The sequence below is a fragment of the Geminicoccus roseus DSM 18922 genome (assembly GCF_000427665.1).
In the GTDB taxonomy this organism is placed as follows: Bacteria; Pseudomonadota; Alphaproteobacteria; order Geminicoccales; family Geminicoccaceae; genus Geminicoccus; species Geminicoccus roseus.
On the sequence record NZ_KE386572.1, the window covers coordinates 3093939 to 3119823 of the forward strand.

Below are 25885 nucleotides of genomic sequence, written 5' to 3' on the forward strand. Positions count from 1 at the left end.
GGCAACGGCGCCCGGTGGTAAAGCGGCGGGGAGCGGCGACGCTCAGGCCATTACGGTCGGGCGCTGTCCATCGCCTCGGACATGTTGCGCGGGATGCCCCGGCCGGCCCGGACGGGGATCCGGCCAAGTTGCGACGTCGGGAACGTCCTGAGCGGTCCAGCGGGTCGGCAGCATGTCGACATGGGCGTGGACGAGCAGGTCTCGCTTGGCGAGCGGCAGTTCACGCGGCCGCCCCCGAAGCCATCCCGTCATCCATCGCCACATGACCGCATCCCCAGGCTATCGGCCGCGCGCCGCCATCGGCGCCTGGGCACAGTCCTGAACGGTGAGGTCCCGGCACGTCAACCTGCACGACTGCCGCGCCGGGGCCTGGGAAGGCCCGGTTACTTCACCGAGGAGAACGAAGTCGGCACCAGTATCTGATTGGACACACGTTCGAGGATCGGAGCGTCCTTCTCGCTTTCGGCCCGCTTCGCCAGCCATTCCGGATCGGCCATGAACGCGTTCCACTTCTGCTCCCGCTCGGCGAGCGATTCCCACTCCAGCAGATAGTAGAGGGCCTGGTTGGACTCGCCGACGGCGACCGTCCAAAAGCCGGCCTGACGGATGCCAAAGCGCTTCCAGATCTCCAGGGTGGTGTTCTCGAAGCGCTTGAGCAGGGCCGGCAGCCTGCCGGGCAGGCAATGGTAGACGCGCAACTCGTGGATCATCTCGTGTTCCTCCCGCGGGCCGCCCGGCCCGGCATGATCTTCCGGGCGAAGCCGTGACACGGCGGGCTGCATCAAGGCAAGCCGCCCTCATTCGGTCATGGGCTGCCAGTGCGCGTCGATGAACTTCAGCGCGTCGACGATGCTGGTCGACCAGACCGACCAGGCATGGTCGCCGTCGGTGATCCGCAGCTGCATGTCCTCCAGGCCGTCGGCCCGCCCGGTCTCGAACAAAGCGAGGGCGCCCCGCCAGAGGTCGAACCGGTCGTCGTCGCCGCAGGTCAGGTAGATCGCCGGAAGGCCGGCCTTCGTCTCCAGCTGCCGTTCCAGAAGCGTGAAGACATTCATGCGGTTGAACCGCCTTGGATCGAACGGCACCCCGAACGCGCCACCGAAATGGCTGGCCACCGAGGGAAGGACCCGGCCCGCGGTGACGGTTTCCGGATCGATGCGGTGGAAATAGGCAGTCTTCTGGATGATGTCGATTCCCTCGACCGTTGCGTTGAAATCCTCCGGAGGAATGTTCTGCCAGATCGCTCCCGACAGGCTGGCAGCGGCGACGTATTGTTCCGGATGCTCCAGCGCCAGGCGGAGCGCGCCATAGCCGCCCATCGACAGGCCGGCGATCGCCCGGCCGCCACGGTCGCTGCGCACCGGGTACGCGGCTTCGACGGCCAGCCGCAGGTCGTGGGCGATCGCGGTGGCGAAGTCGCCAGGGCCAGCGACATCGGCCGAATCGACATACCAGCTGTTGCCGCCCCCCGGCATCACCACCAGCGCCGGCTCGATGCTGCCGGTACTGGTGAGCTGGTCCAGGGTGGCCTGGATGTCGCCGAGATCCGCCCAGGAACGCTCGCTGCCGTCATGGCCGTGCAGCAGATAGAGGACCGGCCATCCCTCCTCTGGAGGCTGGCCGTCCGGCGTGTAGATGATGGCTGGGATCTGTTCCCCCAGCGCCGTGCTCGCGAAGGACCGGGGTGCGAGCTCTCCGGCCTGAGCCAGGTCGGCCAGCAGGCAGAGCGTGGCCGCCGCCGTCGCCGATCGCATCACCGTCCCAGCCATTCCCCGAACCGCCCTTCCTGCTCCGGGCAGCCAGCGCCGCCTGCCGCTGCCGGACATGCATCTGCACGATCCCCTCCGCATTTCTACGCGGGCCATGGATCGAGGTTGTAGTACTTCTTGGGCAAGTTAAGATCGAGCCGTCGACGGTTCCCGTTCAGGGACGCAAAAGGGAAAGCGGTGCGGGTCCGACCCAAAGCCGCTGCTGCCCCCGCAACTGTCAGCGGTGAGTCCGTTCCCACCATGCCACTGGAAGCATGTCTTCCGGGAAGGCCGGGCCGGATCGTCCTCCGCGAGCCAGGAGACCTGCCATCGACGATCGTTACGCCATGCCCTCGGGTGGAGGGCGGAAGGAATCCGCAATGTCACGATTGGCTCTCCGGCTTGCCGCAGCAGGTACGCTTTTCCTCCTGGCCGCGCGCTCGGCGCAGGCTCACCACGCGATGGACGGCGAACTGCCGGCCAGCCTCGGCCAGGGCCTTCTGTCGGGTCTCGCCCACCCCGTGATCGGCCTGGACCACCTTGCCTTCATCGTCGCGGCGGGTCTGATCGCCGGAGCCGCCGGGGTCGGCCTAGCCATGCCCCTGGTGTTCGTCGTTGCATCCATGCTGGGCGTGTTCCTGCACCTGCTGGCGCTCGACCTGCCTGCGGCTGAACTCGTCATCGCCGCGAGCGTGCTCGCCGCTGGCGTCCTGCTGGCGTGGGGGCGGGCAACCGGTGGGCGCGGCCTCTGGCTCGCCCTGTTCGTGATCGCCGGCTTGTTCCACGGCTATGCCTATGGCGAGTCGATCGTCGGCGCCGAGGCCACCCCGCTCCTGTCCTATCTTGCCGGGCTGTTCGTGGTGCAGGCCGCCATTGGCCTGGGCGCGGCCGCCCTTGCATCCAACCGCTCCTGGACCACCGTCAGCCTGGCTCCGCGGCTGGCCGGCGCCGTCGTGATGGGGATCGGCGTGAGCGCGCTCGCGGGTCAGCTCATCCCAGGCTGACGGAACGCCATTGCCCGAGCCGGTCGGGGAGTGGGCATCCTCCGGCCGGCTGCCATGCCGTGGTCCTCTTCGCCTTGATGGCAAGTGGGCTGAGCTTGAGCCAACGGCCCCCCGGCCCGGCCAGTCCCATTCAGATCAAGGTCATGACCCTCAGGGCGGGTGACAACGTGCAGGCTGGCGTCCTGGTCTGGGTCGATCGAGCCCAGCTCGCCCCTTTCGCCCGGCTTGGCGATCAGCCATCCGTGGCACCGCATGCCCGATATGGATCCTGAACTTGAGACGTACGGCTTGGGGAGAGCGGGGTACGCATGGCATAATGCGCGGTCGATATGCCGAACGACGCACGGAACCATCCGAGGAGTGCGTTCCATGGATCACGCAGCGAGCGACCTGACCGTCCGGAGCCTGGCCGGGGAGGGCGTGCCTCTGGGGGCCGCCCTCCTTGATGAACTGCAAAGCCGGCTCCATGGCAGTCTGTCACTCCCGGGAACTCCCGGCTTCGACGAGGCGCGGCAGGTCTGGAACGCGATGATCGACCGCCGGCCCGCGCTGATCGTCCGCTGCGCCGATGCGGCCGACGTCGCCGCCGCCGTCGCCTTCGCCGGACGCCACCAGCTCCTGCTCTCGGTGCGGGGTGGTGGGCACAACATCGCCGGCAGTGCGGTCTGCGACGGTGGGATGATGATCGACCTGAGCCTGATGCGTACGGTCGAGGTCGATGCCGCGAACCGCGTGGCGCGGGTCCAGCCGGGCGCGACGCTGGCCGAGTTCGACCGGGAGGCGCAGGCGTCCGGCCTCGCGACGCCGCTCGGGATCAACTCGACCACCGGGGTTGCCGGCCTGACACTGGGCGGCGGCTTCGGCTGGCTCACCCGGACGCTCGGGATGACCGTCGACAACCTGATCGGCGCCGATCTCGTCACCGCGGCGGGCGAGACCGTCCGCGCCAGCGCACGGGAGAACCCGGATCTGTTCTGGGCGATCCGCGGCGGGAGCGGCAATTTCGGGATCGTGACCTCGTTCGAGTTCCAGCTGCATCCGGTCGGGCCGGAGGTGTTCGCCGGCCTGATCGTCCATCCGTTCGAGCACGCCCGCGCGTTGCTGCGCCGCTACCGCCTGTTCGCACAACAGAGCCCGGACGAACTGGCCTGCTGGGTGGTGCTGCGCAAGGCGCCGCCGCTGCCGTTCCTTTCCCCGGAAATCCACGGCAAGGAGGTCGTGGTGTTCGCGCTGTGCCACTCGGGCGACGCGGCGGCAGCCGCCCAGGCCACCGAGCCTCTGCTGGCGTTTGGCGAGCCGGCCGGCAGCCATGTCGGCCAGATGCCCTATGTGGCCTGGCAGGCGGCTTTCGACCCGCTGCTGACGGCAGGAATGCGCAACTACTGGAAGTCGCACAACTTTGCCGATCTGTCGGACGAGGTCATCGACCTGCTGGTGGACCATGCCGGGCAGCTGCCGACGGCGCATTGCGAGATCATCGTCGCCCAGCTGGGCGGCGCAGCGTCGAGGGTGGCGGCGACGGAGATGGCCTATCCCCACCGGGACGTCCGCTACGTCCTGAACGTCCACACCCGCTGGGAGGATCCCGCCGACGACCAGGCCTGCGTCGGCTGGGCGCGCCGGTTCTTCGACGCCACTGCCCCCCACGCCACCGGCGGTGTCTACGTCAACTTCATTACCGAGGACGAGGAGCGGGTCGCAGCCGCCTATGGCGGCAACTATGAACGCCTGATGGCAGCCAAGCGTCGCTACGACCCGGGCAACCTGTTCCGCATGAACCAGAACATCCCGCCAGGGCGGGATGCGGTGGGGCAGGCTGCCGAATAGCGCCACGTGGGATCTCCGCATGGCCTGGCCGGCGTGCTACCTGGGGCGACAGCAACAGGGAGCATCCGGCCGGCCGGCAACGTGGCCGACGCCACGGGTTAGCGGGGAGACATCGTGCAACGTCCTCTGGATCTCCACCCCGAGCGGGCGCTGCGGCGCGACAGCGACCTCTATGCGATCGTCGACATCGGTTCGAACTCGGTGCGGCTGGTGGTCTACGACGAGCTGGGACGCGCGCCCTTGCCGCGCTTCAACGAGAAGTCCCTGTGCCGGCTGGGCTCCGGCCTGGATGCGACCGGGGAGCTGGCGCCGGAGGGCTTCCGGCGCACGGTCGAGGCCACTCGACGGTTCCGCGCCATTGCCGATGCCATGGGCGTGGTCCGGATCGACGTCCTCGCGACCGAGGCGGTGCGACGGGCCTCCAACGGCCCGGCCCTGGTCGACGCGATCAAGGAAGAGGCGCAGTTCGAGGTCCGGATCCTGAGCGGGGCCGAGGAAGCCCATTACGCGGCGCTCGGCGTGATCTCCGGGTTCTACCGGCCGACCGGCCTGGTCGGCGACATGGGCGGCGGCAGCCTGGAGGTCGCCGAGGTCCTGGATGACCGGGTCGGCGAGCGCATGGTGAGCCTGCCGCTGGGCGCGCTGCCGGTGCAGGAGATGCTGGCCGAGGTCGGCACCGGCGCCAAGGACCGCATCGACGCCTTGCTGAAGGAGAAGCTGGTGCCGGCGATGGTCGACCCGGTGCTTTATGCGGTGGGCGGCGGCTGGCGCGCCCTGGCCCGTGTCCACATGATGTCCGTCGAGGCGCCGATCCACGTGGCGCACGGCTATGCCGTCGATGCCGACGAGTTGCGCAAGTTCGCCAAGAAACTGTGGCGGCTGGCGCCTGCCAAGATCGCGGAACTGCCGGGAGTGCCGGCCCGGCGGGTGCCGACCATCGCGGCGGCGGCGCTGGTGATGGACCGCCTGCTCAAGCGCCTGGCGCCCGAGCGGGTGGTGTTCTCCGCCTTGGGCGTCCGGGAAGGCTGGCTGTTCGAGCAGCTGGACAAGAAGCAGCGCTATCTCGACCCTCTGCTGGAAGGAGCACAGGCCTTCGGCCTGCCGCAGGCAAGGGTGCCGGAGTTCGGTCCGGCACTCGCCCGCTGGACCACGACCCTCTTTCCCGGCGAGACGCCTGCCGACAAGCGCCTGCGGGTTGCCGCCTGCGCGCTGTCGGACATCGGCTGGCGCGACCATTCCGACTTTAGGGCAGTCGACAGCTTTCACCGGGTCGTGCAGTTCCCCTTCATCGGCCTGGACCATGCCGAGCGAGTATTTCTCGCCGCCGCGGTCCATGCCCGCTACGCCGGCAGCATGGACGATCCGCGCCTAGCGCCGGCGATCGGCCTGCTGTCCGCCAATGCTCGGCGCCGTGCGCTGATCCTGGGAAGGACGATGCTTCTGGCGCATCGCCTTTCCGGCTGCGTGCCCGAGATCCTGGAGCAGGCGAGGCTGCATATCGATGCGGACCAGCTGCGCCTGGAGGTCGGCGCCCACGCGCGCGGGCCAGACAGCGAGGTGGTGGGCGACCGCCTGAAGCTGCTGGCGCAGGCGATCGGAATCCGCCGCTTCGAGGTGGTCGAGGGCGAGTGATCCGAGGAGGCGGGGAAGCTGCCGCACGGCCGTTCCGCCGCCTTTGGACAAGCAGGATCGTCCGGCCGTCAACGCGATGCCGTCCAACCGGACCAGAAGAGTCGGGGGAGGAGAGGAGAATGGTGCTGTCGACTGGAATCGAACCAGCGACCTCGTCCTTACCAAGGACGCGCTCTACCGACTGAGCTACGACAGCGTACCGGCGTGCGTTTCGGGGTGGCCCCCTTGCTGCGCCGGCCGCTTGATGCCACGGGTGTCGCCGCGTTTCAAGAGGGGCAAGCGCAATGGGTGAACAGAAGGATCGCGGAGAGGCCGCTCGTGCGGAGCGGGCCAGGAAGGTCGCGGCGGTGATGCGGGAGAACCTGAAGAAGCGGAAGGCCCAGGAACGTGCCCGCCAGGGTGGAGATGCCGCATCGTCCGCAGAGGTCCCGCCGCCCGCGGACACCGGGTCGCCGAGCGAGCCGGTTGACCGGATTCGCACCTAAGGTAGAAGCGCCGGCTATGTCCGATCGCGACGACAGAGCCGGCACCCGCCGGTTGCCCACGCCCTATTTCCTGGACGATGCCGACATGTCGATCATGCCCGACCATTGGATCCGGCAGCAATGCCAGGAACACGGCATGATCGAGCCGTTCGTGGAACGGCAGACCCGAGAGGAGGGCAAGGAGAAGCTGATCTCCTACGGCCTGTCCTCCTACGGCTACGACGCCAGGCTGGCGCGCGAGTTCCGGATCTTCACCAATGTCGACAATGCCCTGGTCGATCCGAAGGACTTCTCCGCGCAGAGCTTCGTCGAGCGGGACGGACCCAGCTGCGTGGTGCCGCCGAACAGCTTCGCGCTGGCGCGCACCGTCGAGTATTTCCGGATCCCCCGCGACGTGCTGGTGATCTGCCTGGGCAAGAGCACCTATGCCCGCTGCGGGATCATCGTGAACGTCACGCCGCTCGAGCCGGAATGGGAGGGGCATGTCACGCTGGAGATCTCCAACACCACGCCCCTGCCGGCACGGGTCTATGCCGACGAGGGCATCTGCCAGTTCCTGTTCCTAAAGGGGACCAGCGCGCCGGAGATCAGCTACCGGGACCGGGCCGGCAAATATATGGGGCAGCGGGGCGTGACCCTGCCGAAGATGTGATGGACCGGATCATTATCGAGGGCGGGATACCGCTCCAGGGGCGCATCCAGGTCAGCGGCGCCAAGAACGCGGCGCTGCCGCTGATGGCGGCGACGCTCCTGACCGACCAGCCGGTCGAACTCTCCAACGTGCCGGACGTGGCCGACGTCAACACCATGCAGCGGCTCCTGCAGCGCCTGGGCACGGCGTCGACCATGCAGGCCGGGGCGCCGGGCACGCTGCGGCTGCAGACCTCGTCGCTGATGTCGACCACCGCGCCCTACGACCTGGTCCGCAAGATGCGCGCCTCGGTCCTGGTGCTGGGCCCGATGCTGGCGCGGCAGGGCGAGGCGATCGTCTCCCTGCCGGGCGGCTGCGCCATCGGTACCCGGCCGATCGACCTGCACCTGATGGGCCTGGAGCGCATGGGGGCGGTGATCGAGCTGGAGCAGGGCTATGTGAAGGCGACGGCCCCCAAGGGCCTGAAGGGCGCCGAGATCAAGCTGCCGCAGCCTTCGGTGGGCGCCACCGAGAACATCCTGATGGCCGCCTGCCTGGCCGATGGCGATACGACCATCCTCGACGCCGCCCAGGAGCCGGAGATCGTCGACCTCGCGGCCCTGCTGAACGCCATGGGCGCCGAGATCGACGGCGCCGGGACGGCCATCCTCCGGATCCGCGGCAGGACCAGCCTGAGTGGGGCGTCGCACCGGATCATCGCCGACCGGATCGAGGCCGGCACCTATGCGATGGCGGCCGGGATCACCTCGGGCCAACTGGTGCTGCAGGATGTGCGTGCCCTGCATCTGGGCGTGGCGGCCGAGCGGCTGGAGGAAGCCGGCCTCCTGCTGGAGGACACGGCGGACGGGCTGTCGGTGCGGACCGCGAATGGCGGGCTGAAGGGTGTCGACGTGATGACCCGGCCGTTCCCGGGCTTCGCCACCGACCTGCAGGCGCAGTTCATGGCGCTGATGTGCCTGGCCAGCGGCGCCTCGATGATCACCGAGACGATCTTCGAGAACCGCTTCATGCACGTGCCGGAGCTGGCGCGGATGGGCGCACGGATCACCGTGCATGGCGGCTCCGCCCTGGTGCGCGGCCAGGCCCGGCTGACCGGCGCCCCGGTCATGGCGACCGATTTGCGGGCGTCGGTGTCGCTGGTTCTGGCCGGTCTGGCGGCGCAGGGGCCTACAACTGTCAATCGCGTGTACCATCTGGATAGAGGATACGAGCGGCTGGAAGAGAAGCTGCGTGGCGTGGGCGCCCGGATCGAACGGTCCGGCTGACGAAGGAGACGACCTTGGCGGAGAAACGCGTGCGCCTGCAGGCTACGGATGTCGAGGACCTGGCGGTGATCGCGGCTTTCCTCCAGGACGCCCGTACCTGCGTCGCGGAGATGGCCTATGATCCGGAGGCCAAGCGCTTCATGGCCGCGTTCATCCGCTACCGGCGCGAATGCTATCATGATGCCACCCGCTGCGAGGACCTGACGGAATGCTCGTCGGCCCTGGTGATCGACGATGTCACCAAGGTGCGGTACCGGGGGATCGATCAGACGGCGCGGCTGGCGGAACTGAACCTCCTGACGATCGCGACCGAGCCGACGCCGGGGACCGACCTCTTTATCGACCTGGTGTTCGCCGGGCAGGGGACGATCCGGCTGCAGACTCCGGCGACCCGCGCCAAGCTCGACGATTTCACCGATCCGGTTCCGTGCCAGATCAGTCCGTGCGATCATTTCACCTCGGCATAGCCGCCAATCCCGTTCTCCGGCGGGGCGTCGCGGCTGATACGGAGAACGGGTTTGCGGTTCCTCGACGCGCGCGCAGCATCATTCGACCAGGAATTCGCGGCCCTGGCGGCCGGGCGTCGCGATGACGAAACCGATGTCGGCGCCGCTGTCCGGGCGATCATCCAGCAGGTCTGCCGTGACGGCGAGGCGGCGCTCGTCGAGCTGACCGCGCGTTTCGACCGGTTCGACCCGGCCAAAACCGGCCTCAGGATCGGCGCCGACGAGATCGAGGCGGCCTGGGCTGCCTGTCCCGCGGAGCAACTGCGGGCCCTGGAACTGGCGGCGGAGCGGATCGAGGCGTTTCATCGCCGGCAGATGCCCGAGCCGCTCGCCTGGACCGACCAGGCCGGGATCCGGCTCGGGCAGCGCTGGAGCCCGATCGATGCGGTCGGCCTGTATGTCCCTGGCGGCACCGCCGCCTATCCGTCCTCAGTGCTGATGAACGCGATCCCGGCGCGGGTGGCGGGATGCCGTCGCCTGGTGGTGGCGGCGCCGACGCCGGCCGGGCGGAGCAATCCCCTGGTGCTGGCCGCCTGCCGGCTGGCCGGGGTCGACGAGGTCTACCGGATCGGCGGCGCCCAGGCGATCGCGGCCCTGGCCTACGGCACCGCCTCGATCCGGCCGGTCGACAAGATCACCGGGCCCGGCAACGCCTATGTGGCAGAAGCGAAGCGGCAGGTGTTCGGCGTGGTCGGCATCGACATGATCGCCGGGCCGAGCGAGGTCGTCGTGGTGGCCGACCGGACGGCACGGGCCGACCTGGTCGCAGCCGACCTGATCGCCCAGGCGGAGCATGACGTCCTCGCCCAGAGCATCCTGATCACCGATGATCCGCAGCTGGCCGGGGATGTCCCGCACGAGGTGGAGCGGCAGCTGGCCCGGGCGCCGCGGCAGGCCATCGCGCGGGAAAGCCTGGACCGGCTGGGGGTCGTGATCCTGGTGGAGACGCTGGACATGGCGCCGCCGCTGGTGGACCGCCTGGCGCCCGAGCATCTGGAGCTGATGGTCCAGGATCCCGAGGCGCTGGCCGCGACCATCCGCCATGCCGGTGCGATCTTCCTGGGCAGCTGGACCCCGGAAGTGGTGGGCGATTATGTCGGCGGCCCGAACCACGTGCTGCCGACCTCGCGCAGCGCCCGGTTCTCCTCGGGCCTCTCGGTCTATGACTTCATGAAGCGCACGACCCTGCTGGGATGCGATGAAGCCGGCTTCCGGCAGGTTGCGACGGCAGCCAGGGTCCTGGCCGAGGCCGAGGGGCTGGATGGGCACGCCCAGGCGATCCGGCTCCGGGGGACGAGGTGAACAGGCGGTCCGACGGCCCTGACCGGATCGTCGCGATCGAACTCGACCAGGGCAGCGTCGTGCGCTGGACGCCCGAGGTGCAGCATGAGCGGAGCGTCGCGATCTTCGACCTGCTCGAGGACAATCGCTTCCGTCTGAAGGATGGCTTCGACGGGCCGTACAAGGTCGCGCTGTCGCTGCGGGACAATAATCTCGTGCTGGACGTGTCCCATGCGGAGAACGCCGAGCAGCGCGAGCTGATCCTGGCGGTGCGGCCGCTGCGCCGGGTCATCAAGGACTATTTCATCATCTGCGACAGCTACTTCCAGGCCATCCGGGGGGCCCCGCCCTCCAAGATCGAATCGATCGACATGGCCAGGCGTGGCTTGCACAACGAGGGAGCCGAGCTGCTTCGGGAAGCGCTGGTGGAGAAGGTCGACGTCGATGCGCAGACGGCGCGGCGGCTGTTCACGCTGGTCTGCGTGCTTTCGCTGCGGCGCTGATGGGCGGACCTGCGCAGGCGGCCGAACTGCCGGGCAGTGTTCTGTTCGCCTGCACCCACAACGCGCTGCGCTCGCCGATGGCCGAAGGCATACTCAAGTACCTAATGGGCCGCCGGATCTACATCGACAGCTGCGGGGTGCGGCCGGACGATCTGGACCCGTTCGCCGTCGCCGTGATGGACGAGATCGGCATCGACATCACCAGGCACAGGCCGAAGAGCTTCGCCGATCTGGAGGACGGCTTCTTCGACCTGGTCATTTCCCTGTCGCCCGAGGCCCAGCACAGCGCCGTGGAGCTCACCCGGACCTCGAACGTCGACATCGAGTTCTGGCACATGCCCGATCCCTCGATCATCGAGGCCAACCGGGAGACCAAGCTCGACGCCTATCGCGACCTGCGCGACGAGCTGATGCGGCGGATCCGCAGGCGGTTTCCGGGCGAAGGCGCGCCGCAGCTATGATGGAACATCCGGTCGGAGGGGATGCGGAACGTCCTGCTCGATGCTTGACCCGTGGAAAAGCAGCGCGCAGAAGCCTTGGCACCATGGCGGTTCGGCAAGAATGCGCCATATATCGGCTTGGACGATGACCTACTGGGTCGTGCCGCGAACCAATGGGTCGCGGACAACCAACGGAGTTTCGATGGCGAAGGAAGATCTGATCGAGTTCGGCGGCGTGATCGCCGAAGTGCTGCCCAACGCGATGTTCCGGGTCAAGCTCGAGAACGATCACGAAGTGCTGGCGCATACCTCGGGTCGGATGCGCAAGAACCGCATCCGCGTGCTCACCGGTGACAAGGTGACCGTGGAGATGACCCCTTACGATCTCAGCCGCGGACGCATCACCTACCGCTTCAAGTGATCGCTTCTCCTGCGGTGGAGAATCCGCTGGTCCTGGCGTCGGCCTCGCCGCGTCGCCTGGACCTCTTGCGGCGCTGCGGCATCGAGCCCGCCCGTGTGATCGAGACCGACGTGGACGAGACCGTCCAGGCGCGGGAACTGCCGCGGGCCTATGCCCGACGGGTCGCTCGGGCCAAAGCGGAGGCGGGTGCGGCGCATCCCGATGCCTCGGCGGCCTATGTCCTGGCCGCGGACACGGTTGTGTCCTGCGGACGACGCATTCTGCCCAAGGCCCTGGACGAACCGACGGCTGCCGATTGCCTGGACCTGCTCTCGGGCCGGCGCCATCGCGTGCTGACGGCTGTCGTGATCGCGACTCCCGATCGCCGCTTCGCCGAGCGGCTGGTCGAGACCTCCGTGCGCTTCAAGCGCCTGGCGGAGCATGAGCGGGCCACCTATCTCGCCTCGGGTGAGTGGCATGGCAAGGCCGGCGGCTACGCGATCCAGGGAGCCGCCGAGGCATTCATCCCGGCGATCCAGGGAAGCTTTTCCAACGTGGTGGGCCTGCCATTGTGCGAGACGCTGATGCTGCTCGAAGGCCTGGGCTGGAGACAGACGTGACCCATGGGCTGGTGATCGAGGATACCGGCTTCGGCTTGCGCGCGGCGCGGCTGGAGGATGGCGAACTGGTCGAGGTCGTGGACCTGGACCACGATCAGGCGCGGGTGACGGACCGGCTGTTCGCGGCACGGGTCGTCCGGGTCGAACCCAAGATGGGGGCAGCCTTTCTCGACATCGGCTTGGAGCAGAACGCGTTCCTGAACGTGAAGGACGCGCGTCACCTGCCGGGCGCTGACCCGCGGATGCCGATCGAGCGGATCGTGGCCGAGGGCCAGCGGATCGTGGTGATGGGCCTGCGCGAGGCTGTCGACGAGAAGGGGCCGCGGGTCACCTGCGACATCCGCCTGATCGGGCTGCACCTGGTGCTGCGGCCGTCTTCGGAGGCGGCCGAGGTCTCGGGCAATCTGAGCAAGCGCCAGCAGTTCGAGCTCAAGGAGCGGGCCCGGGATCTGTTTCCCAAAGGCGGCGTGCTGCTGCGCCGCGGCGCCCAGGAGCAGCCGGATGCGGTGCTGCTGGCCGAGCAGGAGGAACTGCGCAACCGCTGGCACGGCTATCTCGACCTCGCCAAGAAGAAGGCGGGGCCCCTGGATGCGGACGATACCGTCGAACGGCTCCTGCGCACCCTGCTGGGCCATCCCGTCGATGTCATCACCGTCGACGACGCGGCGCTGGCGGCACGGATCAAGGCCTTCCGCGACAGCCACATGGCGAGCGGCGGACCGCTGGTGGAACTGGTGCGGGGAGATGCCTTCGAGGTCACCGGGGTGGCCGAGCGGATCGACGCGGCGCTGCAGAGCGAGGTCCGGCTGGAGGATGGCGGGCGCCTCTGGATCGAGCGGACCAGGGCGCTGACCGCCATCGACGTCGATGGCGGCGGGCTGCCCTCCCTGCGGGTCAATGTCGCTGCGGCGCGCGAGATCGCCCGCCAGCTGCGGCTGCGCAATATTGGCGGCATCATCGTGGTCGATTTCGTCGACATGGTGACCAAGAACGAACGCTTCCGGGTGATCGAGGTCCTCAAGAAGGCGCTGGGGGCCGATCCGGTGCCCGGCCATGTTCATGATGTCTCGCCCCAGGGCCTGGTCGAGATCGGGCGGCCCCGCCGCGGCATCTCCCTGGCCGAACTGATGCAGCGGGCGTGCCCGACCTGCCAGGGCGAGGGGACCGCCCCTTCGCTTCGGGCCAGGACCGAGCGGCTGGTCAAGGATCTGCGGCGGAGCAGCCCGATGCCGGCGACGGTGACGACCGCCAAGGACCTTGCCCGCTTCCTTTCCAGCGGAGCGGGCGCGGCGGCCCTGGCGTCCACCGGCTTCAACGGCCGGGTCACGGCGGATGGAGAACTTCGCTCGGGAATGTACCGGCTGCCATGACCACCGAACCTGCCACCGGGCCACGTTGTCCGATCTGCGGCAAGCCACGGGTCCAGGAGTTCCGGCCGTTCTGCTCGCGCGGCTGCCGCGACCGCGACTTCCTGGCCTGGGCGGACGGCCGCTATGCCATCCCGGCGGTGGAGGTCGATGACGACCCCGAGAATGCGGAGCAGAACCGCGCGCAGCCGCCGCGCGACGAATGAGCCTGGCTGCGGCATCGACGAGCGCTTCCGGGTCCGCGAGAATATGCCCGTGCCCTTCCTGGCTGCCGGTGGGCCGCGATCCGTGGCTCCCCGCATCCGGACAGCGAGAAGACTTCAATGAGTGATCCTGAATCGACGGCCGACGAGGTTCACCGGCTGGAGGCGCTGCGGGCCTTGCGGATCCTCGACACCGCTCCGGAAGCTGCCTTCGACGATCTCACGCGGGTCGCGTCGCGCATCTGCGGCATGCCGATCGCCCTGGTGACGCTGGTGGACGAACGCCGGCAGTGGTTCAAGTCCGAGATCGGACTCGGCATGTCGGAGACGGGGCTGGACAGGTCGGTATGCGTGCACGCGATCCGCGAGCCCGACATCCTGGTCGTTCCGGACCTAACGGCCGATCCCCGCTTCCGTGACAACCCGCTGGTGACCGGCATGCCGCACCTGCGGTTCTATGCCGGAGTTCCGCTGCGGACCGGGACGGGCCTCACCCTCGGCACGCTGTGCGTTCTCGATACACGACCGAACAGCCTGGACGAGCACCAGCTCGACACGCTGCGGGTCCTGGGCCGTCAGGTCATGAACCTCCTGGATCTGCGCCGGGCCAATGCCGCCCTCGACCAGGCCGTGGCGGAGCGTGACCAGGCCGACAAGGACAACACGGCCCTGCTCCATGAACTGCAGCACCGGTTCAAGAACAGCCTGCAGACCATCGACAGCCTGATCAGCCTGCAGAGCCGGCGGGAGGCCACGCCTGAGGGCAGGAACGCGATCACCCGGATGCGCGACCGCCTGCGGCCGCTCTACCTGATCCAGGACCGGCAGCAGCCGGTGAGGATGGGCTCGGTGGACGTGCGCGCCTACCTCCACGACATCGTACGCTGCGTGGGAGACCTCCATCGCAGCAGGGGGGTGCAGGCGGACGTCGTCGAGCACCTGGTCGATCTTGAAGTGCCCAGGGAGAAGGCCCTTCCGCTCGGGCTGGTGGTGAGCGAGTTTGTCGACAACAGCTTCCGCCATGCCATTCCTTCTGGCGGAAAGAAGGTGGCAATCGAGCTTGAGCGCCACGATGCCGGCAAGGTGCGCCTGACGCTTGCTGATGATGGACCAGGGTTCGCTAGCGCCCCGCAACTGCCCAACACCGGACTTGGCCTGCAGTTGATCACTGCGCTGAGCGGGCAGATTGGTGCAGCACCGGTCTGGGACAATGAGAACGGCGCGAAGCTGATCTTGGAGTTTGCCGTGGTCTGATCGCTGACCCCCGGCAGGCTCAGTTCAGCCTGGCCGGATCAAACCCGTTCGCCAGGGCCTGGAGTTGCCGGAAGCGCCGGTCGTTCATGCTCCAGGCGCGCAGAGCGTAGCGGTCGGTACCGGTGTCGACCAGGCGCACCTGCATGTCCAGGCCGAGGCCGCTGGTATCCCAGTGGCAGACCAAGTCCGACTGACTGGAGCCGAGTTCCGGCTCGCCGCAGCCGCTGAGCGGCAGGTCGCCCAGCGAGCTGATCATCGCCCCAGTATCCTCCAGGCTCTGCGCGAGCCCATCGTTCTGCACGGGCAGGTCGGGATCGTCGGCAAGGCCGCTGAAGAAGCTGCCGAGACCGCTGAGATCGACCGTCACCTGCTGCCGAAGCCAGGCTGGGACATCGTCGATCTGCTCATCCTTGCCGAGCTTGCGGATCGTCAGGCCGGTGAACGCGCTGAACAGCGACCCTTCCGGCGAGATCGTCGCCGAAGGGGGCGTGAACGCATCGCCCGGCTTCTCGGTGCATGTCAGCCCGAGTTCCGGCGGAAGCGGGATCGCCGGGCAGATCGCTGCCTGGGCTGGCAGGGGCGCCAGGGCGACGGCGAGGAGGACCAAGGCCAGGGAACGTTTCATCGGCTCTGCTCTCCCATGGCGTGGAACGTCCGTTCAGTCCGGGATCAGCGAGCCCAGCATCTGGCGCAGGTGGGTCCGGCCGTGCTGCGAGACCCGGAAGCGACCGCGCGCGACCAGGAAGACCCGCTTGGCCACCAGTGACTGGCGAACGCACTGCGACGGGTTGCCGAGCTTGATGCCCTGTTCCAGCAAACGCTTGTTGGCCTCGGCGGTTGCAAAGGTATCGTCGGCCGACGTGGCCTGGGCGAAGTAGCCGGCGGCCAGCATGGTGTCGACCTCGGTGGCGGTGCTGGGCAGGCGCTGGATGAACGAGCCGAACTCGCCGAGCGGCTCCGCGTCCTGATGGTCCCGGTCGCGCGGGACCGGATCGGCTGCTGCCATGGCAACGGCCGGACCGTCCGCCAGGCGCTCCAGCAGGGCTTCGATCCGCTCGGCATACTCGCGCACGAAGGCCTCGCTGCCGGCGACCTCGAATTCGCGCTGGACGAGATTGACCCTGAGCTTCGTTTGGATCGTGTCCACCCCGTACTCCGCAGCATGGAACGGCCCGGTTCGCATGGATCGCGAGCCGCGTAAAGTTCAGATGGAGCGGGGGGCCAGGCGCCGCATGGCTTCGCGCAACCTCTCCGGGATCGCGGTAGGGCGCTGGTCGGAGCGGCCGACGAACACATGGACAAAGAAGCCGTCCGCGCTCGCCTGCTGCTCGCCCTTGCGGAAGATCGCGCATTCCCAGCGCACGGAGCTGTTGCCGAGATGTCCGACCCGCACCCCCACCTCCAGTGCATCGGGAAACCCGACGCCCTCGTGGTAGCGGCAGCCGCTCTCGACCACGAAGTCCATGACCGGGCCATGCATCGGGTCGAGGCCGCCTTCCTCCATCATCAGCGTGTTCACCGCCAGATCGAACCACTCGTAGTAGAGAGCATTGTTGGCGTGGCCGTACATGTCGTTGTCGGTCCAGCGGGTCTGCACCGGGAAGAACCGCCGATAGTCGCCGCGGCCGGGCCGCTCCGCTCGCTTGCTCATGCCGGATAACGCTGCTCGAGCGCGGTATAGAGGGCCCGCAGCCCGGTGGCCTCGCCGCCCTTGGGACGGCCCGGCCGGCTTTCCGGGTTCCACGCGAACAGGTCCAGATGGGCGTAAGGCCGGGTGTTGGTCACGAAGGCCTGCAGGAACAGCGCCGCGGTGATGGCCCCGCCGAACGGGCTCTGCCCAGCATTGTTCAGGTCGGCGACTCCGCTCTCGATCATGCGCTTGTAGGGGGCGTGCAGCGGCAGGCGCCACATCGGCTCGCCGGCATCCAGGCCACCCTGGAGCAGCGCGCTCGACAGGTGCTCGTCGTCGGTGAACATGGCAGGCAGGTCCGGGCCGACCGCGACGCGGGCGGCACCGGTGAGCGTCGCCGCGTCCAGCAGGAAGTCCGGGGTCTCCTCGTCGGCCAGCGCCAGCGCATCGGCCAGGATCAGCCGGCCCTCGGCGTCGGTGTTGCCGATCTCGACGGTCAGGCCCTTACGGGAGCGCAGCACGTCGCCCGGCCGAAACGCGCTCCCGGCGATGCTGTTCTCCACCGCCGGCACGATCAGGCGCAGCCGCACCGGCATGCCTGCGTCCATGATGGCGTCGGCCAGCGCCGTAAGGATCGCGGCGCCGCCCATGTCCTTCTTCATGAGCAGCATGTTGGAGGACGGCTTGATGTCGAGCCCGCCGGTGTCGAAGCAGACGCCCTTGCCGACCAGCGTCACCTTGGGATGCGCAGGATCTCCCCAGGTGATGTCGGCCAAGCCCGGGGCACGCTCGGCGGCGCGGCCGACGGCATGGACCATGGGAAATCCCTGGTTCAGCAGGTCGTCGCCATGGATCATCCGGACCGCGGCGCCATGCCTGGCACCGGTCGCGGCGACGACGTCCAGCAGGTCGCCTGGACCGAGGTCGTTGGCCGGCAGGTTCACGAGGTCGCGCGCCTGCCAGACCGCGGCCGCCAGCCTGGTCCCGCGTGCCGCCGCGGCCGCATCATCGATCACCAGCCGTGGCAGCCGGGTATCGGCCTTCTTGTAGCGGTCGAACCGGTAGGCCGCGAGCGCCCAGCCGAGCGCTGCCCGATCGATGGGCAAAAGGGCGTGCGGATCGTCCAGGCGCCAGTCGGAGGCAGGCAGGGCGGCCGCGGCCTGGGCTGCGTCCAGAGCATCCCCCGGCTCGGAGACGATCAGGACCGCCGCATCGAGTTCGCCCTGCTCGCCCGGGACGAGCAGGACGGCGCCGGGCTTCGGCTTGAAGCCGATGGCATCGGCCCAGGCCGCGAGGCCGGGGCTCAGTTCATGCTGCCGGGCAGGCCACGTGCTGGCGGTGACGACGACAAGGCGCCGGGCGACCGTCCCGGCCGGGGCGAAGCAGGCGAGGTTCATCGGAAACCCTTGCAAGGGGAGACGGTGCGGTCAGCCGCGCTTCTTGCCGATCTCTTCGATCTGGCGCTGCATGGCAGCCAGCTGGCTCTTCAGCTCGCTGACGTCGTCCCGCGGCGGGCTGCCCGCAGCATGCTCGACGGACTGGTCGCGGCTGGCGGCGGCTGCCGCCGCGGCGGCGAACGGGTTGAACATGCGGGCGGCGTTCTCGAACAGCGCCATGTTCTGCTTGGTCATGTCGTCGAAGCGCTCGGCCGGAAAGAACGGGCCGAACGCGCCCTGCAGATAGGACCGCATCTGGTCCTGCTGGCGGGTGAAGCTCTCCATGCTCATCTCGAGATAGCGGGGGAGCACCTGCTGCAGGCTGTCGTCGTAATAGCTGATGAGCTGGCGGAGAAAGCCGATCGGCAGAAGGTTGCGGCCCTTGCCGTCCTCTTCCAGGATGATCTGGGTCAGCACGGAGCGGGTGATGTCCTCGCCGCTCTTGGCGTCATAGACCAGGAAGTTCTCGCCTTCGCGCACCATGCGGCTGAGCTCGTCCAGCGTCACATAGCTCGAGGTCGCAGTGTTGTAGAGCCGCCTGTTGGCGTACTTCTTGACGATCGCGACCTTGTCGCTGCGCTTTTCCGTCTCTTCAGCCGAACGTGTGCTCATCTGGCGCTCCCCGAACGGGCTTCGCCCGCCATGACGAAAAACGAAAAGGGGCCCCGGAGGGGCCCCTGATCTTGTGTGTTTGCCGGCCCAACCGGGCCAGTTGTGCACACGCACACATGCTTTGCAACGACGTTGCGCAGTGCAGCGAACGCTGGCCCGAAGGCTCAGCGGATCGCCATGATCTGCGCTTCGAGATCGTCGTCGTCCTCGGCCTCGGCGGCTTCCGCCTCCTCGTCCTCGGCAGCCGGAGCGGCCTTGCCGGCCTGGATCTCGGCTTCCTCGACCGTGCGGGCGACGTTGACCGTCACCGTGACCTCGACCTCGGGATGCAGGGCCACGATGACCTCATGCAGGCCGGACGTCTTGATCGGCTGCTCCAGACGGATCTGGTGGTAGTCGATCGAGACGCCGTCCTCGGTCAGCGCCGCGGCGATGTCGCGGGCCGAGACCGAACCGAACAGGTTGCCGGCCTCGCCGGCCTGGCGGATCTGCATGACCGAGCGGCCCTCGACCGTCTCGGCCAGCTTCTGCGCCTCGGCCTTGAGCTCGAGGTTGCGGGCCTCGAGCTGGACGCGACGCTTCTCGAAGTCGGCCAGGGCCGCCTTGCTCGCGTTCAGCGCCTTGCCCTGCGGGATCAGGTAATTGCGGCCGTAGCCGCTACGGACCTTCACCACCTCGCCCATCTGGCCGAGCTTGTGGACGCGCTCCAGGAGAATGACTTCCATGGTGTCGCTCCTCTCAGCCGGCCACGTAGGGCAGCAGAGCCAGCTCACGGGCGCGCTTGATCGCCTGGGCCAGCGCACGCTGCTCCTTGGCGGTCACGGCCGTGATGCGGCGCGGGACGATCTTGCCGCGCTCGCTGATGAAGCGCTGCAAGAGCTTGATGTCCTTGTAGTTGATCGCCGGCGCATCGGCATGGGCGAACGGGCTCGCCTTCTTGCGCCGGAAGAACGGCCTGCGGATGGTGATCGCAGGCGGCTCGGCAGGACGGCGGCGTTCGCCGGCATCATTGTCCATCATGCCACTTCCTCCTCACGGCGTTCACGGCGCGGCTCGTCGCGGTCGCCGCCCCGGGGGCCGCGGTCGTCGCGGTCGCCGCGCGGGCCACGATCGTCGCGCTCGCGCCGGTAGCCGTCGTCACGACGGCCGCGATCCTCGCGGCTGCTCTTGGCGATCATGACCTGGGACGGATTGGGATCCAGCTCCTCGACGCGGACCGTCAGGTAGCGCAGGACGTCCTCGTGGATGCGCTCCTGGCGCTCCAGCTCGTCCACCGTCGCTGCCGGCGATTCCATGTTGAAGTGCAGGTAGTGGCCCTTCCGGTTCTTCTTGATCCGGTAGGTGAGATTGCGCAGTCCCCAGTATTCGACCTTGCTGACCGTGCCACCGTTGTCGGTGATGATCTGCGAGATGCTCTCGGAGAGCGTCTGCGCCTGCTGGGCCGAAAGATCGGGACGCGCAATCAAGGTGTGCTCGTAAAAGGGCATGACGCTCCTTTTGGCCTTCCTCGATATGGACAACGCAGAACCTCCGGCGCCGACCATCGGCGGGAGTTGTGATCTGCGCAGCACGCGACCCTCGGGTCCGGGACACCCGGACCACGAAGCGGGCGGACCATAGCAGCGAAGTCCGGGCATGCAAGCGCAACCATGCTCCGGACCGGATGCGGCCCCCGAAAGGACCTGCCGGAGCGGTCGGAGCATCATCGGATCGGCCATGCCGGGGGATCTGGCGCTTGACATCATCCCCAGGCTCGCATCCTCCACAGCCCCTACGGGCAAGCCATGAGGAATGAAGAATGTCGGTGGTCGCGGTGTTTCCGGGGCAGGGGTCGCAGGCGGTCGGAATGGGCGCCGGGCTGGCGCAGGCATCGGCAGCGGCGCGCGCCGTGTTCGCCGAGGTCGACGAGGCGCTGGGGGAGAGCCTCTCCAAGCTGATCTTTGAAGGGCCTGCGGAGACGCTGACGCTCACCGCCAACGCGCAGCCGGCGCTGATGGCGACGTCGCTCGCGGCGGTGCGCGCGCTGGAAGAGCGATTGGGCGGCAGGCTTGCCGACAGGATAGCGTTCGCGGCCGGGCACTCCCTGGGCGAGTACTCGGCGCTGGCCGCGACCGGGTCGATCGGCATCATGGATGCGGCGCGTATCCTGCGGCTGCGCGGGCAGGCGATGCAGGACGCGGTGCCGGCCGGCGAGGGCGCGATGGCGGCCGTGCTGGGGTTGGATCCGGACGCGGCGGCGGCGGTGGCCGTCGAGGCCGCGGCCGAGGGCGGCGTGTGCGAGCTCGCCAACGACAATGCCGAGGGCCAGGCCGTCCTGTCGGGGAGCAAGGACGCGGTCGAGCGCGCCATGGCGATCGCCAAGGCCAAGGGTGCCAAGCGGGTCCTGCTCCTGCAGGTGAGCGCCCCGTTCCACTGCGCGTTGATGGCCCCCGCCGCCGAGCATCTCGGCAAGGCGTTCATCGACACGCGGTTCCTGGCGCCGGCCGTGCCGCTGATCGCGAACGTCACCGCACAGCCGGTCTCCGATCCGGACCTGCTACCGGATCTGCTGGTCCGCCAGGCCACCAGCCGGGTGCGCTGGCGCGAAAGCATGGCGACCATGGCGCGCGAGGGAGCGACCACGGTCCTGGAACTCGGTGCCGGCAAGGTGCTGACCGGCCTGGCCAAGCGCGGGGTGCCGGGTGCCACCCTACTGAACGTGGCCGAACCGGCCGATCTCGATGCGGCGGCGGCCGCGCTGTCCTGAGGAGTATGCAGATGTTCGATCTTTCGGGCCGGCGCGCCCTGGTGACCGGCGCCACGGGCGGCATCGGCGAGGCGATCGCCCGGGCGCTGCACGCCCAGGGGGCGTCGCTGGTGGTCACCGGCCGCCGCGGCGAGGTGCTGGACAAGCTGGCCGCCGATCTGGGCGAGCGGGTGACCTGCGTGGTCGCCGACCTGGGCGAGGCTGGCGCCACCGACGCGCTGATGAAGGCGGCCGAGGCGGACGGCGCGGTCGACATCCTGGTCAACAATGCCGGCATCACCCGCGACACGCTGGCGATGCGCATGAAGGACGATGACTGGTCGTCGGTCCTGGAGACCAATCTTTCGGCGGTGTTCCGGCTGTCGCGCGCCGGGATCAAGGGCATGATGAAGCGGCGCCATGGGCGGATCATCAACATCGGCTCGATCGTCGGCACCACCGGCAATCCCGGCCAGGCCAATTATGCGGCGGCGAAGGCCGGCCTGGTCGGCATGACCAAGGCGCTGGCCGCGGAACTGGGCAGCCGCGGGATCACGGTGAACTGCGTGGCGCCTGGCTTCATCGACACGGCCATGACCCAGAAGCTGGACGAGAAGCAGAAGGAGGCGCTGCTCGGCAACATTCCCTCCGGCCGCCTGGGCGTCGGCGCCGATATCGCGGCGGCCGTGGTGTATCTCGCCAGCGACGAGGCGGCCTATGTGACGGGGCAGACGCTGCACGTGAACGGCGGGATGGCGATGATCTGAGCAACTGTGCTCTTGCCACCACCAAAGTCCGGTACGATCTCGCACCAGAGCGGGATCGTCGACCGGCCGAACGCTGGTCAACGATCAAGCCTTCGTGTAGGAAGCCCGCCACGCCCGGGGGTAGGTCGGTAGTGTCGCATGCAGCGTGCGCCGGTTTCGGGTGTTCCATCAGTCCAGGGTCGAGGACAGTTTCCGATGAGCGATATCGCTGAGCGCGTTAAGAAGATCGTCGTCGAGCATCTCGGTGTCGACGAAGCGAAGGTGCAGGAGAATGCGAGCTTCGTGGACGATCTGGGCGCCGACAGCCTCGATACCGTCGAGCTGGTGATGGCCTTCGAGGAGGAGTTCGGGGTCGAGATCCCGGATGACGCCGCGGAGAAGATCCTCACCGTCAAGGACGCCATTGATTTCATCAAGGCCAACAGCTGAGCCTGTGCAGGCCCAAGCTTCTATCTCGGTAACGTTGGAACGGTCGTCATGAGGCGAGTTGTCGTAACCGGCTTGGGGATGGTCACCCCGCTGGGTACGGGTGTCGAGACCACCTGGAACAGACTCGTCGCCGGGGAATCCGGGCTTCGTCGGATCGATCGCTTCGACGTATCCGATCTTCCGGCGAAGGTCGCGGGCCTGGTTCCGCCGGACGGCGAGCCGGGCGGCTTCCGGGCGACCGACTTCATCGAGGCCAAGGAACTTCGGCGGAACGATCACTTCATCGTCCTGGGGATGGCTGCTGCTGCCGAGGCGATCCTCGACAGCGGGTTTCCGCGCGAGACCGACGAGCAGAAGAACCGGGCCGGCGTCCTGATCGGCTCGGGCATCGGGGGGCTGAACGCCATCGCCGAGAGCGCCCTGATCCTGGAGAAGCAGGGTCCGCGGCGCATCAGCCCGTTCTTCATCCCGAGCGCCCTGATCAACCTTGCCGGCGGCCAGGTCTCGATCAAGTTCGGGCTGCGCGGGCCCAACCATTCGGTGGTCACCGCCTGCTCGACCGGCGCCCATGCCATCGGTGATGCGTCCCGGTTCATCCGGGCCGGCGATGCCGACGTCATGGTGGCCGGTGGAACCGAGGCGGCGGTCAGCCGGCTGGGGATCGCCGGGTTCGCGGCGGCGCGCGCCCTCTCGACTGCCTACAACGACTCGCCGGAGAAGGCCTCGCGTCCATGGGACAAGGGGCGCGACGGGTTCGTGATGGCCGAAGGGGCGGGCGTGGTCGTGCTCGAGGAATACGAGCATGCGAAGGCGCGCGGCGCCAAGATCTATGCCGAGATCAAGGGCTATGGCCTGTCCGGTGACGCCTACCATGTGACGGCGCCGATGCCGGATGGTGACGGCGGCTTCCGGTCGATGTCGGCGGCCCTGCGCAATGCCGGCCTCACGCCGGACGACATCGACTACGTGAACGCGCACGGCACCAGCACCCCACTGGGCGACGAGATCGAGCTCGGCGCGGTCAAGCGCCTGTTCGGCGACGCGGCCGGTAGGATCTCGATGTCGTCGACCAAGTCGGCGGTCGGTCACCTGCTGGGTGCGGCGGGGTCGGTCGAGGCGATCTTCTCGATCCTGGCGCTTCGCCACGGCATCGCCCCGCCGACGCTCAACCTGGAGAACCCGGAGGAAGCCGCCCAGGGCGTCGACCTGGTGCCGCTGAAGGCCCGGGAGAGGCGCATCCGCAACGCGCTTTCCAACAGCTTCGGGTTTGGCGGCACCAACGCCTCGCTGATCATCGGCACGCCGGACTGACGTGGCGATCTTGAGCCGAGGACGTGTCGTCCTGCTGAGCTTGGGACTGGCCCTGGCCACTATCCTGGTGGTCGGGGCCTTTCTCGTTCATCGGCACCTCGAGACCTGGCTGGTCACGCCCGGTCCCCTGGCCCAGGATACCGAGCTGGTGATCCCTCGCGGCGCGGGACTGGCCGGTATCGCGGGCCGCCTGCAGGACGCGGGCGTGATCGACGATGCCCTGCGCCTTCGCGTGGCGACCCGCTTGTCGGGGCAGGACCGTGTCCTGCAGGCCGGCGAGTACCGGTTCCCGGCGCAGGTGACCCCGGCGGCGGCGCTGGCGATGATCGAGGCGGGCGACCGGATCCTCCACCGGATCACCGTGCCCGAGGGCCACACCATCCGCGAGGTGTGGGCGCTGCTCGAGCAGGACAACCGGCTGGACGGCGACATGCCGCCGATGCCGCCGGAGGGCGGCGTCCTGCCGGAAACCTATTTCTTCGAGCGGGGCGAGCAGCGCGCGGCGGTGGCGAAGCGGATGGAAGCCGCCATGCGGCAGGCACTGGAGGAGATCTGGGCCGAGCGCCAGGAGGACCTGCCCTTCGACACGCTGGAAGAGGCGGTGACGCTGGCATCGATCGTGGAGAAGGAGACCGCGGTCGCGTCGGAGTATACGACGGTGGCCGGGGTCTATGTGAACCGGCTGCGCCTGGGCATGCCGCTGCAGGCCGACCCGACGGTGATCTATGCGCTCACCAAGGGCCAGTCGGAACTCGGGCGGGCGCTGACCCGCAAGGACCTGCAGGTCGACGACGACTACAACACCTACCAGCGCAAGGGTCTGCCGCCCGGGCCGATCGCACTGCCCGGCCGGGGTGCGCTGGAGGCGGCGGTCCGCCCGGCGGAAACGGACTACATTTACTTTGTGGCCGACGGCAGCGGCGGCCATGCGTTCGCCCGCACCCTGACGGAGCACAACGCCAACGTGCGCAACTGGCGGCGAGTGCAGCGGGCGGCGGACTAGCTCACTCCTTGGGCGTCTGCCGCATCAGGATCGCATTGCGCAGCGCCGCCGGCAGGCTGCCGGTCAGCCGTGCCAGCAAGTAGGTCGGCAGCGGGAACGCGATCCGCGCCCGCCTCGCCTCCAGCCCGGCATCGATGATCCGGGCGGCCCGCTCCGCATCCATCAGGAACGGCATCTTGAATCGGTTCACCCGGGTGAGCGGCGTGTCCACGAAGCCTGGGCAGACGACGCTCAGGGCAACTCCATCCAAAGCCAGCCGGGGCCGCAGGCCCTCGCCGTAGCGGCGCACCGCCACCTTGCTGGCCGCATAGGCTGGCCCGGTGGGCGAGGCCATGAACGAGGCCAGCGACGACACCAGCACCACATGGCCTTTCCGGCGGGCCCGCATGCGCGGCAGCAGCGGCTCGACCGTCGCGATCTTGCCGACGGCGTTCACCGCCATGATGTCGGAGGCCCGCACGCCCGGATTGCCGGCGATGCCGGCATTCGCCACCACCATGTCCACGGCCAGCCAGTCGTCCCGCTCCTCGACCCAGCGGCGGACCGCCTCCGTGTCGCGGATGTCCAGCTGGATGAGGTCGACCTCGGCACCCTTGGCGCGCGCCTGCCCGGCGACCTGGGAAAGCCGATCCTGGTCACGCCCCTGCAGGGAGAGAAGCGTGCCGGGACGTGCCCATCTCGACACGAGGGCGCTACCGATGCCGCTGGAGGCGCCGGTGATCAGGCGATGCATGGTCGCTTTTCCTTGGATGAGCCCGGACCTGCCGGTAGACCTCGCGGCGCTG

The 25885-nt window shown here is 68.5% G+C and carries 30 protein-coding genes, 1 tRNA gene and 1 riboswitch; of the genes, 19 read left to right on the top strand and 12 right to left on the bottom strand.

Annotated elements, in window-relative coordinates; genetic code table 11:
- Nucleotides 1-383: 383 nt before the first annotated feature.
- On the bottom strand, nucleotides 384-710 hold the full coding sequence (locus GEMRO_RS0115485; RefSeq protein ID WP_027134731.1) for an NIPSNAP family protein: 327 nt from the start codon (nucleotides 708-710) through the stop codon (nucleotides 384-386).
- A gap of 87 nt (nucleotides 711-797) precedes the next feature.
- On the bottom strand, nucleotides 798-1757 hold the full coding sequence (locus GEMRO_RS0115490; protein ID WP_027134732.1) for an alpha/beta hydrolase: 960 nt from the start codon (nucleotides 1755-1757) through the stop codon (nucleotides 798-800).
- 139 nt (nucleotides 1758-1896) lie between these two features.
- Nucleotides 1897-2094, top strand: a riboswitch (cobalamin riboswitch).
- A 34-nt stretch (nucleotides 2095-2128) separates the two neighbouring features.
- Between GEMRO_RS0115490 and GEMRO_RS0115495 the strand changes: the two genes are divergently transcribed.
- From GEMRO_RS0115495 to GEMRO_RS29930, 3 genes are all read left to right on the top strand, one after another.
- A complete protein-coding gene (locus GEMRO_RS0115495) occupies nucleotides 2129-2752 on the top strand; it encodes a HupE/UreJ family protein (protein ID WP_035485411.1) in 624 nt (207 codons plus the stop codon).
- A 369-nt stretch (nucleotides 2753-3121) separates the two neighbouring features.
- Nucleotides 3122-4579: an FAD-binding oxidoreductase gene (locus tag GEMRO_RS0115500; RefSeq protein WP_051329113.1), complete on the top strand. Its 1458-nt coding sequence runs from the start codon at nucleotides 3122-3124 to the stop codon at nucleotides 4577-4579.
- A gap of 114 nt (nucleotides 4580-4693) precedes the next feature.
- Nucleotides 4694-6211: a Ppx/GppA family phosphatase gene (locus GEMRO_RS29930; RefSeq protein WP_169728396.1), complete on the top strand. Its 1518-nt coding sequence runs from the start codon at nucleotides 4694-4696 to the stop codon at nucleotides 6209-6211.
- A gap of 120 nt (nucleotides 6212-6331) precedes the next feature.
- On the opposite strand, the gene GEMRO_RS0115510 is transcribed toward GEMRO_RS29930, so the two are convergent.
- Nucleotides 6332-6407 (bottom strand) — tRNA-Thr (locus GEMRO_RS0115510).
- Nucleotides 6408-6781: 374 nt separating this feature from the next.
- Here GEMRO_RS0115510 and dcd point away from each other — a divergent pair.
- From dcd to GEMRO_RS32770, 11 genes are all read left to right on the top strand, one after another.
- Complete coding sequence (gene dcd, locus GEMRO_RS0115515; RefSeq protein WP_027134735.1) at nucleotides 6782-7348, top strand: dCTP deaminase; 567 nt, start codon at nucleotides 6782-6784, stop codon at nucleotides 7346-7348.
- Entirely contained in the window at nucleotides 7348-8613 is a 1266-nt protein-coding gene (gene murA / locus GEMRO_RS0115520; protein WP_027134736.1) for a UDP-N-acetylglucosamine 1-carboxyvinyltransferase, read from the top strand. Before dcd ends, murA begins: the two co-directional genes overlap by 1 nt.
- Nucleotides 8614-8627: 14 nt before the next feature.
- Complete coding sequence (locus tag GEMRO_RS29935) at nucleotides 8628-9080, top strand: DUF2948 family protein (RefSeq protein WP_051329115.1); 453 nt, start codon at nucleotides 8628-8630, stop codon at nucleotides 9078-9080.
- Between the two features lie 51 nt (nucleotides 9081-9131).
- The gene (gene hisD / locus GEMRO_RS0115530; protein ID WP_027134737.1) at nucleotides 9132-10421 is read left to right on the top strand and encodes a histidinol dehydrogenase; all 1290 of its coding nucleotides are present in this window, start codon (nucleotides 9132-9134) and stop codon (nucleotides 10419-10421) included.
- Nucleotides 10418-10903, top strand: a complete 486-nt coding sequence (locus tag GEMRO_RS0115535) for a UPF0262 family protein (RefSeq protein WP_027134738.1) — start codon at nucleotides 10418-10420, stop codon at nucleotides 10901-10903. The genes hisD and GEMRO_RS0115535 overlap by 4 nt, the downstream gene beginning before the upstream one ends.
- Nucleotides 10903-11364, top strand: a complete 462-nt coding sequence (locus GEMRO_RS0115540; protein ID WP_035485414.1) for an arsenate-mycothiol transferase ArsC — start codon at nucleotides 10903-10905, stop codon at nucleotides 11362-11364. The genes GEMRO_RS0115535 and GEMRO_RS0115540 overlap by 1 nt, the downstream gene beginning before the upstream one ends.
- Nucleotides 11365-11545: 181 nt before the next feature.
- Entirely contained in the window at nucleotides 11546-11764 is a 219-nt protein-coding gene (gene infA / locus GEMRO_RS0115545) for a translation initiation factor IF-1 (protein ID WP_027134740.1), read from the top strand.
- Nucleotides 11764-12363: a Maf family nucleotide pyrophosphatase gene (locus GEMRO_RS0115550; RefSeq protein ID WP_157505800.1), complete on the top strand. Its 600-nt coding sequence runs from the start codon at nucleotides 11764-11766 to the stop codon at nucleotides 12361-12363. Before infA ends, GEMRO_RS0115550 begins: the two co-directional genes overlap by 1 nt.
- Nucleotides 12360-13733 (top strand): ribonuclease E/G, encoded by a 1374-nt coding sequence (locus GEMRO_RS0115555; RefSeq protein WP_027134742.1) that lies wholly within the window; start codon nucleotides 12360-12362, stop codon nucleotides 13731-13733. The genes GEMRO_RS0115550 and GEMRO_RS0115555 overlap by 4 nt, the downstream gene beginning before the upstream one ends.
- Nucleotides 13730-13936, top strand: coding sequence for a DNA gyrase inhibitor YacG (locus GEMRO_RS0115560; RefSeq protein WP_027134743.1), 207 nt, complete (start codon nucleotides 13730-13732; stop codon nucleotides 13934-13936). The genes GEMRO_RS0115555 and GEMRO_RS0115560 overlap by 4 nt, the downstream gene beginning before the upstream one ends.
- 117 nt (nucleotides 13937-14053) lie before the next feature.
- Nucleotides 14054-15187, top strand: a complete 1134-nt coding sequence (locus GEMRO_RS32770) for a sensor histidine kinase (protein ID WP_051329116.1) — start codon at nucleotides 14054-14056, stop codon at nucleotides 15185-15187.
- Between the two features lie 19 nt (nucleotides 15188-15206).
- Here GEMRO_RS32770 and GEMRO_RS0115570 read toward each other — a convergent pair whose 3' ends face one another.
- The 8 genes from GEMRO_RS0115570 to rpsF all read right to left on the bottom strand — a co-directional run bounded on the left by GEMRO_RS0115570 (nucleotide 15207) and on the right by rpsF (nucleotide 20352).
- A complete protein-coding gene (locus GEMRO_RS0115570; protein WP_027134744.1) occupies nucleotides 15207-15812 on the bottom strand; it encodes a hypothetical protein in 606 nt (201 codons plus the stop codon).
- Between the two features lie 33 nt (nucleotides 15813-15845).
- Nucleotides 15846-16334, bottom strand: a complete 489-nt coding sequence (locus GEMRO_RS0115575) for a hypothetical protein (protein WP_157505603.1) — start codon at nucleotides 16332-16334, stop codon at nucleotides 15846-15848.
- 57 nt (nucleotides 16335-16391) lie between these two features.
- Nucleotides 16392-16838, bottom strand: a complete 447-nt coding sequence (locus GEMRO_RS0115580; RefSeq protein ID WP_027134746.1) for an acyl-CoA thioesterase — start codon at nucleotides 16836-16838, stop codon at nucleotides 16392-16394.
- Nucleotides 16835-18214, bottom strand: a complete 1380-nt coding sequence (locus GEMRO_RS0115585) for a leucyl aminopeptidase family protein (protein WP_027134747.1) — start codon at nucleotides 18212-18214, stop codon at nucleotides 16835-16837. Before GEMRO_RS0115585 ends, GEMRO_RS0115580 begins: the two co-directional genes overlap by 4 nt.
- 30 nt (nucleotides 18215-18244) lie before the next feature.
- Nucleotides 18245-18865, bottom strand: a complete 621-nt coding sequence (gene phaR, locus GEMRO_RS0115590; protein ID WP_027134748.1) for a polyhydroxyalkanoate synthesis repressor PhaR — start codon at nucleotides 18863-18865, stop codon at nucleotides 18245-18247.
- A gap of 164 nt (nucleotides 18866-19029) precedes the next feature.
- Nucleotides 19030-19590 (bottom strand): 50S ribosomal protein L9, encoded by a 561-nt coding sequence (gene rplI, locus GEMRO_RS0115595; RefSeq protein WP_027134749.1) that lies wholly within the window; start codon nucleotides 19588-19590, stop codon nucleotides 19030-19032.
- A 13-nt stretch (nucleotides 19591-19603) separates the two neighbouring features.
- Nucleotides 19604-19885 carry a 30S ribosomal protein S18 gene (gene rpsR / locus GEMRO_RS0115600; RefSeq protein ID WP_157505604.1) on the bottom strand — a complete coding sequence of 94 codons (282 nt, stop codon included), beginning with the start codon at nucleotides 19883-19885 and terminating at the stop codon, nucleotides 19604-19606.
- Nucleotides 19882-20352: a 30S ribosomal protein S6 gene (gene rpsF, locus GEMRO_RS0115605; RefSeq protein WP_027134751.1), complete on the bottom strand. Its 471-nt coding sequence runs from the start codon at nucleotides 20350-20352 to the stop codon at nucleotides 19882-19884. Before rpsF ends, rpsR begins: the two co-directional genes overlap by 4 nt.
- A 311-nt stretch (nucleotides 20353-20663) precedes the next feature.
- Between rpsF and fabD the strand changes: the two genes are divergently transcribed.
- From fabD to mltG, 5 genes are all read left to right on the top strand, one after another.
- Nucleotides 20664-21611 (top strand): ACP S-malonyltransferase, encoded by a 948-nt coding sequence (gene fabD / locus GEMRO_RS0115610; RefSeq protein ID WP_027134752.1) that lies wholly within the window; start codon nucleotides 20664-20666, stop codon nucleotides 21609-21611.
- Nucleotides 21612-21622: 11 nt separating this feature from the next.
- On the top strand, nucleotides 21623-22357 hold the full coding sequence (fabG, locus tag GEMRO_RS0115615; RefSeq protein ID WP_027134753.1) for a 3-oxoacyl-[acyl-carrier-protein] reductase: 735 nt from the start codon (nucleotides 21623-21625) through the stop codon (nucleotides 22355-22357).
- A 195-nt stretch (nucleotides 22358-22552) separates the two neighbouring features.
- On the top strand, nucleotides 22553-22786 hold the full coding sequence (locus GEMRO_RS0115620; RefSeq protein WP_027134754.1) for an acyl carrier protein: 234 nt from the start codon (nucleotides 22553-22555) through the stop codon (nucleotides 22784-22786).
- Nucleotides 22787-22834: 48 nt separating this feature from the next.
- Nucleotides 22835-24097, top strand: a complete 1263-nt coding sequence (gene fabF / locus GEMRO_RS0115625) for a beta-ketoacyl-ACP synthase II (RefSeq protein WP_027134755.1) — start codon at nucleotides 22835-22837, stop codon at nucleotides 24095-24097.
- A 10-nt stretch (nucleotides 24098-24107) separates the two neighbouring features.
- Nucleotides 24108-25100: an endolytic transglycosylase MltG gene (gene mltG, locus GEMRO_RS0115630; protein ID WP_051329629.1), complete on the top strand. Its 993-nt coding sequence runs from the start codon at nucleotides 24108-24110 to the stop codon at nucleotides 25098-25100.
- Nucleotide 25101: 1 nt separating this feature from the next.
- On the opposite strand, the gene GEMRO_RS0115635 is transcribed toward mltG, so the two are convergent.
- A complete protein-coding gene (locus GEMRO_RS0115635; protein ID WP_027134757.1) occupies nucleotides 25102-25833 on the bottom strand; it encodes an SDR family NAD(P)-dependent oxidoreductase in 732 nt (243 codons plus the stop codon).
- Nucleotides 25834-25885: the final 52 nt, after the last annotated feature.